This is a genomic window from Kribbella sp. NBC_01484 (assembly GCF_036227145.1).
In the GTDB taxonomy this organism is placed as follows: Bacteria; Actinomycetota; Actinomycetes; order Propionibacteriales; family Kribbellaceae; genus Kribbella.
Genome location: NZ_CP109437.1, coordinates 3442496 through 3459867, shown reverse-complemented (window position 1 = coordinate 3459867; position 17372 = coordinate 3442496). Strand labels below are relative to the sequence as shown.

Sequence of the window (17372 nt, the reverse complement as noted above, 5' to 3'; positions counted from 1 at the left end):
GTGAGCACCCAGTCTGACCTTGCCGAGACCAACCGCCTGGAAGCCTTCAGCGATGGCGTCTTCGCGATCGCGATCACCCTGCTGGTCCTCGAGCTGCACAGCCCCGAACTCGAGGAGGGGCAACGGCTGTGGCCGGCACTGGTGCACGAGTGGCCACAGTTCGCGGCGTACCTGACCAGCTTCGCGATCCTCGGGGTGATGTGGGTCAACCACCACTCGCTGTTCCGCCAGATCCAGCGCGCCGACCGCGGGCTGCTGTTCCTCAACCTGCAGCTGTTGCTGTGGGCCACGTTGCTGCCGTTCCCGACCAGTCTGTTCGCCGAGCACCTCAGAGACGACTCGATCAACGCCAGCGTCGCCGCAGCCGTCTACAGCACCAACCTGACCCTGGCCGCGATCGCGTTCAGCCTGATCTGGTGGCACGTCCTGCACAAGCATCTGGTCGAGCACAACATGACGAACGCCCAGGTCCGGAGGTCGCTGCTCAGGTACTCGATCGGCACCTTGATCTACGCGGCCTGCATCGGGCTGTCCTTCATCTCCGCGCAGGCAACACTGCTGGTCGTCTTCCTGCTGGCGGTGTACTACGGCTTCGAGCAGCTCAGGACACGCGCCTCAACTGCGTGACGTACACCCCCGGAGCGACTTCGACCTGGTCGGTCTCCGTGTAGCCGCGGGCCTTGTAGAGAGTGATCGCCGGCGTGTTCGCGCTGCCGGTGGATACCAGGCTGACCGGTCGCGGCTCCAGCTGGTCGAGGTGGTCGAGCAGGGCACGACCATGGCCGCGGCGGGCGTAGGCCGGGTCGACGATCAGTCGGCTGATGTCCACCGAGTCGTCGGTCAGCTCGTAGGCGACCGCGCCGACCAGCACGGCACCGTCGTACCGGCCGAGCCAGTGCTCGGTCGACGCCATCAGACCGGCTAGATCCTCCTGCAGTGGCGGGATGCCGTCGAAGCCGATCAGCTCGGCCTCCACGGCGTACGCGGCGTGCTGGATCCTCAGCAATCGCTCGGCGACCGCTGGGTCGGACAAATCGAGACGTCTGATCACGCGCGTCAGGTTACGCTGCCCGCCATGACCCGAGCGCTGTCTGGTAGCAGGCTCACCTGACTGAAACGAGGACCGCTGTGAATGCGAGGGTGTTCCGGGACACGTACGGCGTACCACACCTGCAAGCCGGAGACCCCCTTGCCCTCGTGTACCTGCAAGGCATCAACGTCGCTCGCGACCGGGCCTGGCAGATCGAGTTCGAGCGGCGGCGCTACCTCGGGACGAGTGCGGCGTTCCTCGGTTCCGAGGCAGCGGCGTGGGACGTGTTCGCCCGGCAGGCCCGGCTCGCCGATACCGCGCGGCGCTGCTTCGAGGCGCTCGACGACGAGACGCGGGAGTGGATCACGGCGTACGTCGACGGCGTCAACCACGCACTTCCAGGTGGAGCCCGGCGCGCGCCGGAGTTCGCCGAGACCGGGCTGACGTTGCAGGAGTGGGAGCCGTGGACGCCACTCGGGATCTGGCTGGCGGTGCATGTCCTGTTCGCCGGGTTCCCCTCGAAGTTGTGGCGGACACACGTCGCCCGGCATCTCGGCGACGAAGCGCTCGAGTTGTTCAGCTCGGAAGGGCCGCACACGTCCGGGAGCAACGGCTGGCTGATCCCCGGCTCGCTCACCACCTCCGGCCAGGCGATCGTCGCCGGCGACCCGCACCGGTACATCGAGAGCCCGGGCGTCTACCAGCAGATCCAACTGACCTGCCCCGAGTACGACGTCCTCGGGCTGGCCGTCCCCGGCATCCCGGGTCTCGCCCACTTCGGCCACACCGGAAAGGTCGCGTGGGCCATCACCAACGCCATGGCCGACTACCAGGACCTGTACGCCGAACAACTCCGCCGCACCGGATCCGGCGTGGAGGCCCTCGGCCCGGAGGGCTGGACTGCGTGCGCAGTGCACACCGAGGTGGTCGAGGTCAGTGGGGCCGACCCGATCGAGGTGGAGGTGATCGAGACCGACCGCGGTCCGATCATCACGGACGGAATCAGTCTGAGGTATCCGCCCCGGGTGACCAGCCGACTGGGTTTCGAAGTACTGCCGAAGTTGCTCCGAGCAACAACCGTGGACGATGTCGATGCCGCCTTCGAGCAGTGGGTGGAGCCGGTCAACGTGGTCTTGGCGGCAGACACCGCCGGTGGTTTGCTGCATCGGACGGCCGGGATGGTTCCGCGCCGGCACGAGAGCAACCGGCTGCGCGTCGTACCGGCGTGGGAGGCCGAGCACCAGTGGGACGGCTGGCACGATCCGATGCCGCGGGCAACTGTCGACGGGCCGGCCGTGATGGCGAACGCGCGTGAGCTCGCGGCACCGCTGGGCGTCGAGTTCGCCACCCCGCACCGGTCCCGCCGGATCCGGGAGCTCCTCGCCTCCCGGCCCATGTGGTCGGTCGGCGAGATGCCGGACATCCACACCGACACCTTCCTCGGATCCGCCGGATCGATCCTGGATCTCCTGCCCGGCCTGGAGGATCTCTCCGAACAAGCCGTGGCCCTGCGCACCGAGTTCCTCGGCTGGGATCGCCGGATGGACGCCGCGAGTACGACGGCCTCGTCGTACGCCGCGCTCCGCAAAGCGCTCGTCTCCCGGCTGACCGACCACCTCACGATGCTCGAGGACGCCCACTGCGCGGAGGTGTTCGCGCCGTGGATGGACACCCTCACGCACGTCTCGTTCGCGCTGGAGAACCTGATCCCGACCGACCTGCTCCCGGACGTCAACGTCGGCTGGCTGGCCCGGGAAGCGCTCGAGGAAGTGGCCGCCCGCAAGGCCAGGCCGCCCTGGGGTGAGACCCATCAACTGTCGCCGCTGCATGCGTTGCGCGGTCCGGTGTTCGCGCCGGACGAGGAGCCGTTCGATCTCGGGGTGTCCGGCGACCACCACTGCGTGATGTCGACGTCAAGCCTTCCCGGCCTGACCGACGTGTGCATCCGCGGCTCCGCGGCCCGCTATGCCTTCGATCTCGCGGATCGCTCGGCGAGTGGATGGGTCGTGCCGTTGGGCGCGTCCGGCGTACTCGGGGATCCGCATCATCATGACCAGCTCCCGTTGTGGCAGCGCGGTGAGCTCGCTCCGGTCGAGGGCTCACTCACCCGCGAGGACGACGAAGACGGCGCAGTTCGCCTTCCTCACCCGGGCACAGTTCCTGGGTGAGGTCAGTCCTTGACCGCGAGGACGGCGGCGATGAGCCGCTGCCAGTCGGAGAGCTCGTCCGGCGCGTCCGGGTTGCGCCACTGGACGGCCGGGACCAGGCCCGGCTCGACGACGGTGAAGCCGTCGCCGTAGAGCGCGAGGATCTGCTCGTCGGTGCGCCAGCGGCCGCGACCCAGCGACCCCTGCAGCACCTGCTCCAACTCCTGGCTGCGCGGGTCGTTCTCGCTGCGGAAGTGGCTGATGAAGACGTAGCTGCCGGACGGGATCCGGTCGTACCAGAACCGGACCAGGCCGGCCGGGTCCTCGTCGTCGTTCACGTGGTGCAGGGTCGCGCTGAAGATCACCCCGACCGGCTGCGTGAAGTCGATCAGCCGCTGGGTCTCCTCGTGGTCGAAGATCGCCTTCGGGTCGCGCAGGTCGGCCTGGATGACGCTGGTGTTGTCGTTCTCGGCGAGCAGCGCGCGGCCGTGGGCGAGCACGATCGGGTCGTTGTCGACGTACACGACCTTCGCATCGGGGGCGTACCGCTGGGCGACCTGGTGGACGTTGTCCGCGGTCGGCAGCCCGCTGCCGAGGTCGACGAACTGCCGGACCGGCGTGTTCGAGACGATCTCGCGCACCGCCCGGATCAGGGCGCCCCGGTTGTCGGGCGCGATCTGCCGGGAGCCGGGCAGGTCCGTGATGAACTTGTCCCCGAACGCCCGGTCGACGGCGAAGTTGTCCTTGCCTCCGAGCAGGTAGTCGTACGTGCGAGCGATACTCGGCTTGCTCACGTCGAATCCGGGGAACGGCGGCTTCTCCGGAACCTGCTCGTTTGCATCGGCCATCGCGGCGGTCCTTCCGATCCGGTGGTGACAGCAGTCACTCTATGCGACCCCCGAACGGCCTCGCGCGCGACCCCGGCCAGTCTTTGCCGAGCTTTGTGCTACTGACCGGTTCCCGAACGCGGGTCAGCCGGGTCAGGGCTCGGTGTGGTGGCCGGGCAGGCCGCAGCGGCCGTCGGGTTCCGGCTCGACGGCCGCTGTGGTGGTGCTGATCGAATGAGTGCGGTGACCTGATCTGGCGGGTCCTGCCACCGGTCTCTCAGCCGAGGACGGTCTTGGGCTTGTCGTGCTCGCGGCCGGCCGGATGGCGCTCGCGAGGTGGCGGCTCGTGCAGCGTGTGGTCCGCGGTCCGTGGGGCCGGGCACACCGGGCCCCGGCGGATCGGTCCGCCGCCCAGCCGCCGGCTCTTCCACTGCTTCTCTTCGTAGTCGTAGTAGGTATCGACGCCTCCGATAGTCACTCAGATCCTCCCGTCTACCCCCCGGCTTCCCCTGCTGGCGATTCCACGTTGCGTCACGGGACGCGTGCGCACAAGCGATTCCGGAAATCACCATCGATCAACAGGCTCGAACGCCAGGTTCTGTTGGATTGCGCCGGAATTGGGGGCCGTTGGTAATTCTCAGACCGCGACGATCGCAACGCCGTGACCCGGCAACCGGACACCGCCGGTGACCAGCTCCCCGGCGCCGAAGGCCATCACCAGGTACTCCGGGACCTCGTCGACCGGCACCACGGCCCCGGCCGCGGCCAGATTCACCACCACGCGCAGGCTGCCGCGTGCCACGACCAGCCAGTCCCCGCCGGGATCGAACGAGATGCCGACCGAGTCCAGCCGGTCGTTGCGCAGCTCCGGCATCCGCGCGCGGAACGCGAGCAGGTGGCGATACCAGGCGAGCAGCTCGTGGTGCGGTGAGTCGTCGAGCTCGGACCAGTCCAGCACCGAACTGCGCCACGTCTGCGGGTCCTGCGGATCCGGGATCTCGTCCGCGGTCCAGCCGTGCGCCGCGAACTCGCGTCGGCGGCCGGTCCGGACCGCCTCGCCGAGGGCCGGCTCGTCGAAGTCGGTGAAGAAGCGCCACGGCGTCGAGGCGCCCCACTCCTCCCCCATGAACAGCATCGGGGTGTACGGCGAAGTGACCACGAGCGCGGCGCCGATCGCGAGCTGGCCCGGCGTGAGCGCGGGTCGATCACCGAGCGCGCGGTTGCCGATCTGGTCATGGTTCGAGGTGTAGGCGAGGAACTCGGCACCGCGGTGCCTCGCCGGGTCGACCGGCCGGCCCCAGTCCTTCCCGCGGAACGTCGAGTACGAGCCGTCGTGCCGGAACACCTGCGTCAGCGTCTTCGCGAACACGGCCGGGTCCCCGAAGTCCACGTAGTACCCGAAGCGCTCGCCGGTCAGCAGGCTGTGCAGCGCGTGGTGGAAGTCGTCGCTCCACTGCGCGGTCATCCCCAGACCGCCGTCGACCACCGGCTCGACGACGCGTGGGTCGTTCAGATCGGACTCGGCGACCAGTCCGAGTGGCCGACCGAGTTCTTCGGACAGCTCCTCGGTCTCGAGCGACAGCTGTGCCAGCAGGTGCACCGGGCTGTCGTCGACCAGCGCATGGACGGCGTCCAGCCGCAACGCATCGATGTGGAACGACTGGAACCACCGCAGTGCGTTGTCACACACCCAGCGGCGTACCTCGGTGCTGTAGGTGTCGTCGAGGTTGACCGCCGGACCCCACGGCGTCGTGTGCCGGTCGGTGAAGTACGGACCGAAGCCGGCCAGGTGGTTGCCACTCGGACCGAGGTGGTTGTAGATCACGTCCAGACACACGGCCAGTCCGGCGTCGTGGCATCGGTCGACGAACCGCTGCAACGCTTCCGGCCCGCCGTACGGCTCGTGAACCGCGTAGAGGTGGACACCGTCGTACCCCCAGCCGTGGCGGCCGGGGAACGCGGCGACCGGCATCAGCGAGACCACCTCGATGCCCAGCACCACCAGGTAATCCAGGTGCTCGGCAGCCGCGTCCAGCGTGCCTTCCGGCGTGAACGTCCCGATGTGCAGCTCGTAGAAGACCGAGCCGCGCACATCCCGGCCGATCCAGTCCTCGTCCGTCCAGCCGAAGCGGTCCGCGTCGAAGACCCGGCTGAAGCCGTGAACGCCGTCCGGCTGCCACGGGCTGCGTGGATCCGGCAGCGGCTCGCTTCCGTCGATCGAGAACGCGTAGTCGGTGCCGTGGTGAGCCTCGACCACCTTCCGCTTCCACCAGCCGTCGGCGGCCGGGCGCAGGGGCAGTACGCCGTCCCGCAGGACCAGGTCGACCGACGACGCGGCCGGTGCCCACACGGTGAAGGTGTGCATGACATCAGCTCCAGACACGCCCTAGTAGGGCCACCGGGAGGTTCTCCAGCAGCTCGTGGATCCGGGCTGCTCCACTACCCACCTCGTGGCCGGTCAACACGTTCTTCCACTGGCCACTCGGCAGCACCACCGTGCTGTCGCCCCAACCGCCGAGCCGATGCAGTGCCGCGGGCAGCCGGGTCGCCACCGTGATGACCGCGTCGCCACGAGCGAAGGCGACCGCGTGACCGTTGGATGTCGGGAGCGGGGTGTAGCTGCCGGCGAAGGCCTCCGGGTACTGCCGCCGAAGGCGGAGCGCTCGCGAGGTGACGAGCAGCTTCTCGTCGGACAGGTCGTCCGGCTTGGCACCGTCGTCCAGGCGCCGCAACCGGTCGATCCGGTGCTGGTAGTCCACGGGCCGCCGGTTGTCCGGGTCCACGAGGGACAGGTCGACCAGTTCCGTGCCCTGATAGACATCCGGTACGCCGGGCATCGTGAGCTGCACGAGCTTCTGGCCGAGCGTGGCCGCCCGGACGAACTCGGTCTGCCGTGCGGCAAAGCGCCGTACCGACTCCAGCACCGCGGCGTCGGTGAGGACGGCACTCGCGAAGGCGGCGACGGCCTGTTCGTACTCCTCGTCCGGGGAGGTCCAGGTGGTGTGGCGCTTGGCTTCGCGGATCGCCTTGAGCAGATACGCCTGCAGCCGGTCCTCAGGCAGCGGTCCGTCGTCCCAGGTGCCGAAGAGGGTCTGCCAGAACAGGTACTCCGTGCTCCCGTCCAGCACCGGGCTCCGGTGGTCCTCCGACAACCGCCACCACTCGCGGACCGCCTCGGACCACGCAGCGGGCTGCTCGGACAGCACACCGAGGCGCGCACGCACATCCTCGGATCGCTTGGTGTCATGAGTGGACAGCGTGGTCATCGTCTTCGGCCAGTGCTGGTTCAGCCGGGCCGCGAACGCGTGGAACTCCTCCGGTGTCACGCCGAAGTGCTCTGGATCCCCACCGACCTCGTTCAGCGACGTGAGCCGGAACCACCGGTAGAACGCGGTGTCCTCGACCCCCTTGGCCATCACTGGCCCACACGTCTGCTGGAACCGAACGATCAGCTCGTGCCGCGCGTGCTCGTCGATCCGGCTCGCCGTCCCGGTCTCCTTGCCGAGCAGCAGGTGCAGTACGACGTCCAGCGTCTCCTGGCGGTCGTCGTCCAGGTTCTGCCGGGCTTTCCCGGCCGCGCGCTCCAGAGCGTCGATCGCGGTCGGCGCCGGCTGTTCCCCTGGTACGACGTACGCCCGGTAGACGTCGAAGTGGACGAGCAGCTCGACGACCACCTCGTGGAACGCACGGCGCGTGTGATCGCGCAGTCGTACGTCGTCCTGACAGATGCGGGCGAGCAGCTCCACCAGCCGATGCACTTCGGCGTACTGCCCGTGCTTGACGACCTCTCGCTTCGCCTCCTCCACGACCGGGCCGAAGTCGGCAGGTGCGCCGGTGAGTTCGGAGTGCAAGGCCGCAAGCGGTGCGGCACCGGCCGGGTCGACGAAGAGGCCGCCGACTCGGAGCAGAGCGTCGTACCCGGTGGTGCCGGCGCAGGGCCAGTCGTGGGGAAGTTCTTCGGTGCCTTCGAGGATCTTCTCGACCACGACCCACGCACCGCCGGTGCGCTCGGCCAGCCGACGGAGGTAGCCGCGCGGGTCGGCCAGACCGTCCGGATGGTCGATGCGGAAGCCGTTGAGCTTGCCCTCGTGCAGCAGTGCCAGCAGCAGCTCGTGCGTCGCGTCGAAGACCTCCTGTGTCTCCACGCGAACCGCAGCGAGGGTGTCGACGTCGAAGAAGCGCCGGTAGTTCAGCTCCTCGTCCGCGACCCGCCAGTGCGCGAGGCGGTACCACTGCTCGGTCACCAGCTCCGCGATCGGCAGGTTCTCAGTCCCTGGCCGGAGCGGGTACTCGTGCTCGTAGTACCGCAGTACGTCGCCAGCGACCGACAGCTCGCCATCCGCCAGCACCCTGCCGATGCGCTGGCCCAGCACCGCCATCAGCAGCGGCTGGTTACCCGAACCCCAGTCGACGTCGAACCACTCGGCGTACGGCGACCCCGGCCCGTCCCGCAGCACCGACCAGAGCGCCTTGTTGAGCCGAGCCGGTGTCGGTACAGCCACATGATTGGGTACGACGTCCGCGACCGCCCCCATGCGATGGTCGGCCAGCCGTGCGGCCAGCCGGTCGAACGCGGGGCGACCACCGGCAGGCTCGGACAGGCGACTGTGGTCCACCACGTCGTACCCGTGCGTGGAGCCGGGCGCGGCCTGGAGGATCGGGGACAGGTAGGCGTGCGAGATCCCGAGGCCGGACAGGTACGGGACGACCGTGGCGGCGTCGTCGAACCCGAACTCGGCGCGCAGTTGCAGCCGGTAAGTGGCCTGCGGGATCGCCGTCATCCAGCGGCCCGCCGCGGCCGGGTCAGGACCAGCATGCCGTGGGCCTCGATCCGGATGGTGCTGCCCGCGGTGTGCTCGCGTTCCTCGGCACGACCGGTCGGCCTGATGGTGTCCACCACCACGGACCACGCCTCGCCGTACTCCTTCACGGGCAGCAGGAAGTCCTGCGACTCGTAGTTGCTGTTCAGCAGGATCAGGAATGAATCGTCCACCACCGGCTCACCGCGCAGGTCCGGCTCGGAGATGGCGTCGCCGTTGAGGAAGACGGCCACCGCACGGGCGTCGTCGCGGCTCCAGTCGCCGTTCTGCATCTCCTGACCGTCGGGAGTGAACCAGACCAGGTCGCCCAGCCCGTCGACGCCCGTGTCGCCGTGGAAGAACCGGCGGCGCCGGAACACCGGGTGCTCGTTGCGTAACCGGACCAGCTCGCCGGTGAACTCCAGCAGGTCCTGCTGCTCCTCGGTGAGATCCCAGTTCACCCAGGCGAGCTCGTTGTCCTGGCAGTAGACGTTGTTGTTGCCCGACTGGGTCCGGCCCTGCTCATCGCCGTGGGCGAGCATCGGAACGCCCTGCGAGATCAGCAACGTGGCCAGGAAGTTGCGCTGCTGCTTGGCCCGCAACGCGAGCACGGCGGCATCGTCGGTCTCGCCCTCGGCGCCGCAGTTCCACGAGCGATTGTGACTCTCGCCGTCGTTGCCGCCCTCGCCGTTGGCCTCGTTGTGCTTCTCGTTGTACGAGACGAGGTCGCGCAGCGTGAAGCCGTCGTGCGCGGTGACGAAGTTGATGCTCGCCAACGGGCGGCGGCTGTCGTCGCGGTACAGGTCCGACGAGCCGGTCAGCCGCGAGCCGAACTCGGCCAACGTGTACTTTTCGCCGCGCCAGAAGTCGCGGACGGTGTCGCGATACTTGCCGTTCCACTCGGTCCACAGCGGTGGGAAGTTGCCCACCTGATAGCCGCCGTCGCCGACGTCCCATGGCTCGGCGATCAGCTTGACCTGGCTCACCACCGGGTCCTGCTGGACCAGGTCGAAGAACGCCGACAGGCGGTCCACTTCATGGAACTGGCGCGCCAGCGTCGACGCGAGGTCGAACCGGAATCCGTCCACGTGCATCTCGGTGACCCAGTAGCGCAGCGAGTCCATGATCAGCTGCAGCACGTGCGGGTGCCGCATCAGCAGGCTGTTCCCGGTGCCGGTGGTGTCGTAGTAGTGCGACTTGGCCGAGTCCACCAGCCGGTAGTACGCCGCGTTGTCGATGCCCTTGAACGACAGCGTCGGGCCCAGCTCGTTGCCCTCGGCGGTGTGGTTGTAGACGACGTCGAGGATGACCTCGATGTCGGCCTCGTGCAGCGCCTGCACCATCGTCTTGAACTCGGTCACCTGCTGGCCGAGGCCGCCCAGCGAGGAGTAGGCGTTGTGCGGGGCGAAGAAACCGATCGTGTTGTAACCCCAGTAGTTGGACAGGCCCCGCTCCTGCAGATGCCCGTCCTGAGCGAACTGGTGCACCGGCATCAGCTCGATCGCGGTGACCCCGAGCTCCTTGAGGTGGTCGATGATCGCCGGGTGGCCGATCCCGGCGTACGTGCCACGGATCTCCTCCGGCAGCGCCGGGTGGGTCTTGGTCAGGCCCTTGACGTGCGCCTCGTAGATCACCGTCTCGTGGTAGTCGTGCCCCGGCGGGCGGTCGTTGCCCCAGTCGAAGAACGGGTTGGTGACGACCGAGAGCATGGTGTGCTCACGGTTGTCCATCGTGTTCAGCTCGTCGGGCTTGGCGAACCGGTAGCTGAAAAGTGACTCGTCACCGTCGATCTGCCCATCGATCGCTTTCGCGTAAGGATCCAGCAGCAGCTTGGACGGGTTGCACCGGTGCCCCTCGGCCGGGTTGTACGGTCCGTGCACCCGGAACCCGTACCGCTGCCCCGGCTGCACCGCCGGCAGGTACGCGTGCCAGACGAATCCGTCCACCTCGGTCAGCTGCACCAACTGTTCGGTCCCGTCGTCGCCGATCAGGGCCAGATCTACTCGCTCAGCTACCTCCGAGAACACCGCGAAGTTCGTCCCGGAGCCGTCATACGTGGCTCCAAGGGGATAAGGGCGACCAGGCCATTTCTGCACCTGATGACAGTAGCCACCCCGGTCCCCGGTCGCGGCATGGCGGGGTGGTTTGCGCTGAGAATTCATCCCGGTGCGTCGGACCGCAACTACGCTCAGGCGGTCTTGTGTAAAGGGCTCCGGAGTACTTCCGTAAGGGACTGCCGTGACCCGCGGGTAATCGGTAAGATCTCGGCCTTGTGAAATCGCCCTCCGCCCGGCGTCCAGTCTTCCTGGATTCGACCGGGCAACGTCGTCGCCTTCTCCGCCGCGCAGGAGCCTTCCTCGCCGTACCCATCGTCGGCTATCTCATCCTGATGAGCAGCAGCCTGCTGGGCGGGCCTCGCCTGGACACACCGCTGATCCCACTCCCCGAAGCCGCCTCAGGCCCCAACCACCGGCCACAAGTCACTCCAGGTCCAGAGGCGATTCAAACGGATGAATCACGTCCGACGCCGAAGAGTGGCAGCGAGCCGACCGGCAGCCCGAGCGACCCCGGCGCCACCCAGTCGCCCGCGCCGACCGACGGCGCGACGACGCCGGCCGTCACACTGGTCACAGCCATCCCGACACCGGGCGTCCCGACCGCCGGACCGACGGTGGCGCCGACAACGGGGACCACCGGAGTGCCCACCACAGCGCCGGTCACGACGGCACCCACCACACCACCCGGTGCGCCGACCTCCACGCCGACGAACGGGAACAACGGGAAGAAGCCCACCGCGCCTCCAGGGCATACGAAGACACCGCCCCAGCCGTGAGCCGTCCGGTAGCACGCCGCGCCAAACAGGTCCCGTTGCGGACGCACTGGTTCGTTCTGACGATGCTGCTCGTCTGCCTCGCGACCATGCTGCTCCTCAACGGCTACACGCATCACATGTACGGCGCGGAGCCCGACGGCGCGGTCAGGTCACCCGGCAAGCTCGGTGGAGCGCCGCCGTCGATCGTCAAGGGTGGGCCGGTCATCGACGCCGGGGAGGGACAGCCGAGGTCGGCGTCACCGAAGCCCCGCACCATCGCGCTCACCTTCGACGACGGACCGGATCCCGTCTGGACACCCAAGATCCTCGACCTGCTGAAAGCCCAGAAAGTGCATGCGACGTTCTTCGTCGTCGGCACCGAGATCGCCGCCCACCCGGCGCTGGCCCGGCGAATTGTTGCTGAGGGCCACCAAATCGCCGTGCACACCTTCACCCACGCGAATCTGACCACCGTGGCAGGCTGGCGCCGGGACATGGAGCTGCGACAGAGCCAGTCGATCCTGGCCGGTGCCACCGGAGTCACCACGACGCTACTCCGGCCGCCGTACTCGTCCGAGCCGGCTGAGCTGACCGACCGCGACTGGGAGAGCATCGAGGCCACCCGCAAGGCCGGCTACCTGACCGTGCTGACCACTCAGGACAGCGAGGACTGGCGCAAACCGGGTACGACGCAGATCATCGCCAACTCGATGCCGCGGAGCAGCGCCGGACAGGTGCTGCTGATGCACGACGCCGGTGGTGACCGCAGCGAGACCGTCGAGGCGCTGTCGAAACTCGTTCCGAGGCTCAAGGCGCGCGGGTTCCGCTTCGCGACCGTCAGCGACGCCGTCGGCCTGCCGGACCCGACGCGGAAGGCCGGGCTGCTGGACCGCGGCCGCGGACTCGCGGTGATCTGGGCGATGTGGTTGAGCGACTTCGTCCTGAAGCTCCTCACCTGGCTGCTGTACGCCGCTGGTGCGCTGGCCGTGTTGCGGGCGATCACCACGCTGATCGCGGCGCGGCGTCATGCCCGGATGCGGGACTGGTTGTACGGTCCGCCGGTGACCGAACCGGTCAGTGTGATCGTCCCCGCGTACAACGAGAGCGCGGGGATCGAGGCCGCGATCAGATCGCTGGTGGCGTCGGACCATCCGCTCGAGGTGATCGTGGTCGACGACGGTTCGACCGACGGTACGGCGGATCTCGTCGAGTCACTGCGGATCCCCGGAGTCCGGGTCATCCGGCAGGCCAACGCCGGCAAGCCGATCGCACTCAACACCGGCATGCAGGCGGCCCGGTTCGACCTGATCGTCATGGTCGACGGAGACACGGTGTTCGAGCCGGACGCCGTGCGGATGCTCATCCAGCCGTTCGGACATCCGGCCGTCGGTGCGGTGTCCGGCAACGCCAAGGTGGGCAACCGTGGCGGGCTGCTCGGTCGCTGGCAACACATCGAGTACGTGATCGGGTTCAACCTGGACCGGCGGCTGTTCGACCTGGCCGAGTGCATGCCCACGGTGCCCGGTGCGGTCGGCGGGTTCCGTCGTACGGCGCTGGAGCGGATCGGTGGACTGAGCGACGTGACGCTCGCGGAGGACACCGACCTGACGATGGCGTTGTGCCGGGACGGGTGGCGCGTGGTCTACGAGGAGCGCGCGGTGGCGTGGACGGAGGCGCCGGCGTCACTGGATGCGCTGTGGCGGCAGCGGTATCGCTGGTGCTACGGCACGATCCAGGCGATGTGGAAGCACCGCGGAGCGTGGGTGCAGCGGGGCCAGGCCGGGAAGTTCGGCCGGCGCGGACTGACCTACCTCCTGCTCTTCCAGGTACTCCTGCCGCTGCTCGCACCGGTGGTCGACGTCTTCTCGCTCTATGGCCTGGTGTTCCTCGACCCGGTGCGGGTGCTGCTGGTCTGGCTCGGCTTCCTCGTCGTGCAAATGGGCATGGGCCTGTATGCGTTCCGCCTGGACGGCGAGCGGGCGGGGCCGTTGTGGACCCTCCCGCTACAGCAGTTCGTCTACCGGCAACTGATGTACCTGGTGGTCATCCAGTCCGTCTTCACCGCACTGGCCGGGACCCGGCTGCGCTGGCAAAGAATGGAACGCTACGGAAGTCTGCAAGCCCCGGCGAGCACCGAAGGTTTTCCCTAGACCGCCGGAGAAAGCGCGGCGATCGCTTCCGCAGCAAGGAAGTTCTTGCGCAGTATTCCGGGCATAACTCCTGAGACGTGGTCACCCCGGCATGCGTGGCCGGGGTGACCACTTTGCACGTCTGATCGAGGTCACCTGACGCATCCGGATCGTCACGTGGAGTAGGTTCGGCGCATGCTGAAACGGGCCGCAGTTCTTGCCAGTGCTCTTCTGCTTGTCACGGCGGGGTCGGTGGCCGCGTCGACGGACAAGCCGTTCGTCGTCGGGGGGACGCTGGCAAGTGTGAGCGAGGCGCCGTGGGCGGTGTCGCTCGCCAACACCGCGGTCGCCGGGGCGACCGGGCGGTGGTGTGGTGCGGTGCTCGTGCGGCCGGACAAGCTCGTCACCGCCGCGCACTGCATGATCAAGCCGCTGTCGACGTACGTCGCTGTCCAAGGGCGGGCCGATCTCAGCGATGACAGCACCGGGCAGGTGTCCGGGATCAGCAAGGTGTGGATCCATCCCGGGTACAACACGAAGAACAACCGCAACGACTTCGCCGTACTCACGCTGTCGCGCCCCTTCACCGGTGTTCCGTTGATCCAGTTGGAGACGAACCCGAAGGCCGACCGGCGCGGCGCCGTACCGACGGTCTACGGCTGGGGCGACACGGCCGGCACCGGGCCCGACGACACCTTGCAGAAGCTGGCCGTCCCCGACCTCGGCGACAGCACCTGCCTGGCCAACAAGGAGTACGTCGCCCACGGGTACGCCGCCGCCTCGAACATCTGCGCCGGCTACCTCGACGGCACCGCCGACTCCTGCCAGGGCGACTCCGGTGGACCCCTGGTCCTCAACAGCCGCCTGCTCGGCGTCGTGTCCTGGGGCAAGGGCTGCGCGGAGCCCGGATTTCCTGGTGTTTACGCGGAAATCGCGCCCGCCGTCAAGGCCCTGCGGGCACAGTTCCAACAGGTTCGTTAAGCCGAAACATACCTGTCAGTACCGGTCTCAGGTCGTCACCGCCCGGACACACTCCGAAAACACCAGGTCCTTACCTTTCTGGTCAGCTACCCCGTTGCCCAGTGAGGAGAAGGCATGGCGCAGACCAGACGTCAGTTCCTGCAACAGGTCGGTATCACCGGTGGAGCCGGTGTCCTGTACTCCACGATGTCGGCGCTCGGTCTCACGAGCGCCGCGACTCCCGCGTACGCCGCTCCGTCGCGGGCTGACCTGCACGGCCGCGACAGCAAGCACGTCGTCGTCCTCGGTGCCGGGATCTCCGGTCTGACCTCGGCGTACGAACTGCTCAAGGCCGGCTACAAGGTCACGCTGCTGGAAGCCCGCAACCGCCCCGGCGGCCGCAACTGGACGGTCCGCGGCGGCACCGTGGAGACCGATCTGGCCGGCAACACCCAGCGGGCGACGTTCTCGCCCGGCCAGTACATGAACGCAGGCCCGGGCCGTCTACCACAGCACCACCTGACGCTGGAGTACTGCCGTGAACTCGGCGTCGCGATCGAACCGTTCGTCAACCAGAACGCCGACGCGTACCTCTACCGCGAGGGCACCACAGCCCTGTCCAGCAAGGCGATCCGGCACCGCACCGCCAAGGCGGACGTCTACGGCTATGTCGCCGAACTGCTTGCCACAGCCACCGACCAGGGCGCGCTCGACAGCCTGCTGACGCAGGCCGACAAGGACGCGCTGATCGGGTTCCTCAGCAGCTTCGGCTCGATCGGGAACAAGGCGGCCGGCTTCGCCTACACCGGCACCGACGGCCGTCGTGGCTACGTCGTCGAACCGGGAGCCGGGCTGGAGGGCGGGACGACGGCCGCGCCGTACCCGCTGAGCGATGTCTTCGCGAGTGGTGTCGGCAACTACTTCTCGTTCGAGTTCGGCTGGGACCAGGCGATGATGATGTTCCAGCCGGTCGGCGGGATGGACCGGATCCCGTACGCCTTCGAGAAGGCGATCGGCCGGGAGAAGATCACCTACGGCGCCGAGGTGACCGGACTGCGCAATACCGGCGCCGGCGTCGAGGTCACGTACACGACCGGGACGCGGACCCGGACGGTCACCGCGGACTACGCCATCTGCACGCTGCCGCCGCACCTGGCTGCGAAGGTCCCGTCGAACCTGCCGGCGCCGATCATCGAGGCGCTGAAGTACGCGCGTCCGACGAATGCGGGCAAGATCGGTATCGAGTACGGCCGGCGCTGGTGGGAGGAGGACCACAAGATCTACGGCGGTATCACCAACAGCTCTCTCGACACGGTCAACACCTGGTACCCGTCGACCGGCTTCCACGGCCAACGCGGCACTGTCATCGGCTACTACAACACCGGCTCGAACGCCAACGCGTACGGCGCTCTGACGCCGGCGGCCCGGCTCGAACGAGCCCTGATGCAGGGCGCCAAGATGCACGGAGACGTGTACACCAAGGACGTCAAGGCGGCGTTCTCGGTGAACTGGCTCGGCACCAAGTACTCCGAGGCGTCCTGGGTCAGCTGGCCGTCCCAGACCGACGGGATCTACGCCCGGCTGCTCGATGCCACCGGCAACATCTACTTCGCCGGCGACCACCTGTCCCACACCATCGCCTGGCAGCACGGCGCGATCGTGTCCGCCCGCGCAACCGTGACCGCACTGCACACCCGGGTGACAAGCCGATGAGGAAACGCGCGGTGCTCGCCGGTATCACGGTCGTCGCGCTGTCCTTCGGTGGCGGCGCGACGACGGCCGCCGGTTGGTGGGACAAACCCAAGCCGCCGAAGCCCGGCACCGTCGTACCGGCTCTGCCGGCCGCTCAGTCCAACCCGATGATCGCCAGCGGTGTCGGCATCGGCGCCAACACCCCCGTCTACAAGACCAGCGGGATCGGCCCGACGGCACTCAACACGGGCGCTCCGGCCGGCTCGGAAGCGTCGTACGTCGACACCGTCGTGTTCCCCGGCGGCACGCTCCCCGCGGGCGTCACCATCACCGAGGCCCAGGGCATCAACGTCCTCCGCCGCATCGGCGAGAACCTCCAGGCCGCGGGCTTGTCCTATGCCGACGTCTACACGATGCGCGTCTTCCTGCAGAATCCGTCCGGCGCGGCCACCGCCGACTTCGCCGGCTGGAACCGCGCCTACCGCCAGTACTTCGCCAACACCGACCTCACCACCGGTCAGTACGTCCCCGTCCCCCTCGGTACGGCGCCACCCGCCAAACCGTTCGTGGTCAACACGGCCAGGCCGTCACGCTTCGCCCTGGAGATCGAGAATCTGCCGGTGAACGGCTGGCTGGTCGAGGTCGAAGTCGACGCGGCCTACCCCGCCGAGCGCTGAACGGATCCGGATGCCCTGGCGAGCCGACGCCAGGGCATCCGGCCGCAATCACCGCGGTTACAGGACCGCGCCTCGTGGCGCGATCTCCACGGCGGCGACTCCGCGCGCGTACAGGACGAGAAGCCGGTCGCCATGTCTGCACCGAAGCATGCCGCCATCGCTCGCGAGGGCGGCGACAGCGTGCTCGACAACTTCGTCATCATCGGCCGCAGCGGACTCCTCATAGGTGACATCGAGGTGGTCACCGCTCGTCAGCCGGACCCGCAACACAACGCTCGCCATCTTCGTAGCCTAGGCGC

At 68.2% G+C, this 17372-nt stretch carries 14 protein-coding genes; 6 read left to right on the top strand and 8 right to left on the bottom strand.

The genetic code is table 11. The features are described from left to right. Nucleotides 1-627: a TMEM175 family protein gene (locus tag OG555_RS17035; RefSeq protein ID WP_329483874.1), complete on the top strand. Its 627-nt coding sequence runs from the start codon at nt 1-3 to the stop codon at nt 625-627. Here the strand turns inward: OG555_RS17035 and OG555_RS17030 are convergent. Beyond that, on the bottom strand, nt 602-1051 hold the full coding sequence (locus tag OG555_RS17030; protein WP_329483873.1) for a GNAT family N-acetyltransferase: 450 nt from the start codon (nt 1049-1051) through the stop codon (nt 602-604). The genes OG555_RS17035 and OG555_RS17030 overlap by 26 nt on opposite strands. Nucleotides 1052-1128: 77 nt before the next feature. Between OG555_RS17030 and OG555_RS17025 the strand changes: the two genes are divergently transcribed. Beyond that, entirely contained in the window at nt 1129-3198 is a 2070-nt protein-coding gene (locus OG555_RS17025) for a penicillin acylase family protein (RefSeq protein ID WP_329483872.1), read from the top strand. A gap of 2 nt (nt 3199-3200) precedes the next feature. Here OG555_RS17025 and OG555_RS17020 read toward each other — a convergent pair whose 3' ends face one another. From OG555_RS17020 to OG555_RS16995, 6 genes are all read right to left on the bottom strand, one after another. Further along, nucleotides 3201-4025 (bottom strand): SAM-dependent methyltransferase, encoded by an 825-nt coding sequence (locus OG555_RS17020; protein WP_329483871.1) that lies wholly within the window; start codon nt 4023-4025, stop codon nt 3201-3203. Between the two features lie 256 nt (nt 4026-4281). Further along, entirely contained in the window at nt 4282-4482 is a 201-nt protein-coding gene (locus OG555_RS17015) for a hypothetical protein (RefSeq protein ID WP_329483870.1), read from the bottom strand. Nucleotides 4483-4641: 159 nt separating this feature from the next. After that, the gene (treZ, locus tag OG555_RS17010) at nt 4642-6369 is read right to left on the bottom strand and encodes a malto-oligosyltrehalose trehalohydrolase (RefSeq protein ID WP_329483869.1); all 1728 of its coding nucleotides are present in this window, start codon (nt 6367-6369) and stop codon (nt 4642-4644) included. A gap of 4 nt (nt 6370-6373) precedes the next feature. Then, nucleotides 6374-8785, bottom strand: coding sequence for a malto-oligosyltrehalose synthase (treY, locus tag OG555_RS17005; RefSeq protein ID WP_329483868.1), 2412 nt, complete (start codon nt 8783-8785; stop codon nt 6374-6376). Continuing rightward, nucleotides 8782-10899 carry a glycogen debranching protein GlgX gene (glgX, locus tag OG555_RS17000; RefSeq protein ID WP_329483867.1) on the bottom strand — a complete coding sequence of 706 codons (2118 nt, stop codon included), beginning with the start codon at nt 10897-10899 and terminating at the stop codon, nt 8782-8784. Before glgX ends, treY begins: the two co-directional genes overlap by 4 nt. A 406-nt stretch (nt 10900-11305) precedes the next feature. Next, nucleotides 11306-11596 (bottom strand): hypothetical protein, encoded by a 291-nt coding sequence (locus OG555_RS16995; protein WP_329483866.1) that lies wholly within the window; start codon nt 11594-11596, stop codon nt 11306-11308. Nucleotides 11597-11632: 36 nt separating this feature from the next. Between OG555_RS16995 and OG555_RS16990 the strand changes: the two genes are divergently transcribed. The 4 genes from OG555_RS16990 (at nt 11633) to OG555_RS16975 (ending at nt 17073) form a co-directional block, all read left to right on the top strand. Beyond that, nucleotides 11633-13765: a bifunctional polysaccharide deacetylase/glycosyltransferase family 2 protein gene (locus tag OG555_RS16990; protein WP_329483865.1), complete on the top strand. Its 2133-nt coding sequence runs from the start codon at nt 11633-11635 to the stop codon at nt 13763-13765. 174 nt (nt 13766-13939) lie between these two features. Next, the gene (locus OG555_RS16985) at nt 13940-14725 is read left to right on the top strand and encodes a S1 family peptidase (protein ID WP_329483864.1); all 786 of its coding nucleotides are present in this window, start codon (nt 13940-13942) and stop codon (nt 14723-14725) included. A gap of 114 nt (nt 14726-14839) precedes the next feature. Next, nucleotides 14840-16417, top strand: a complete 1578-nt coding sequence (locus OG555_RS16980; RefSeq protein WP_329483863.1) for a flavin monoamine oxidase family protein — start codon at nt 14840-14842, stop codon at nt 16415-16417. Next, nucleotides 16414-17073, top strand: coding sequence for a Rid family hydrolase (locus OG555_RS16975; protein ID WP_329483862.1), 660 nt, complete (start codon nt 16414-16416; stop codon nt 17071-17073). Before OG555_RS16980 ends, OG555_RS16975 begins: the two co-directional genes overlap by 4 nt. A 57-nt stretch (nt 17074-17130) precedes the next feature. On the opposite strand, the gene OG555_RS16970 is transcribed toward OG555_RS16975, so the two are convergent. Then, complete coding sequence (locus OG555_RS16970) at nt 17131-17355, bottom strand: hypothetical protein (RefSeq protein ID WP_329483861.1); 225 nt, start codon at nt 17353-17355, stop codon at nt 17131-17133. Nucleotides 17356-17372: the final 17 nt, after the last annotated feature.

Bases quoted from the DNA above. Each gene is read 5' to 3' on its own strand.
- treY (WP_329483868.1), bottom strand. From the start codon at position 8,785: ATGACGGCGATCCCGCAGGCCACTTACCGGCTGCAACTGCGCGCCGAG.
- OG555_RS16975 (WP_329483862.1), top strand. From the start codon at position 16,414: ATGAGGAAACGCGCGGTGCTCGCCGGTATCACGGTCGTCGCGCTGTCC.
- treZ (WP_329483869.1), bottom strand. From the start codon at position 6,369: ATGCACACCTTCACCGTGTGGGCACCGGCCGCGTCGTCGGTCGACCTG.
- OG555_RS16970 (WP_329483861.1), bottom strand. From the start codon at position 17,355: ATGGCGAGCGTTGTGTTGCGGGTCCGGCTGACGAGCGGTGACCACCTC.
- OG555_RS17020 (WP_329483871.1), bottom strand. From the start codon at position 4,025: ATGGCCGATGCAAACGAGCAGGTTCCGGAGAAGCCGCCGTTCCCCGGA.
- OG555_RS16980 (WP_329483863.1), top strand. From the start codon at position 14,840: ATGGCGCAGACCAGACGTCAGTTCCTGCAACAGGTCGGTATCACCGGT.
- OG555_RS16985 (WP_329483864.1), top strand. From the start codon at position 13,940: ATGCTGAAACGGGCCGCAGTTCTTGCCAGTGCTCTTCTGCTTGTCACG.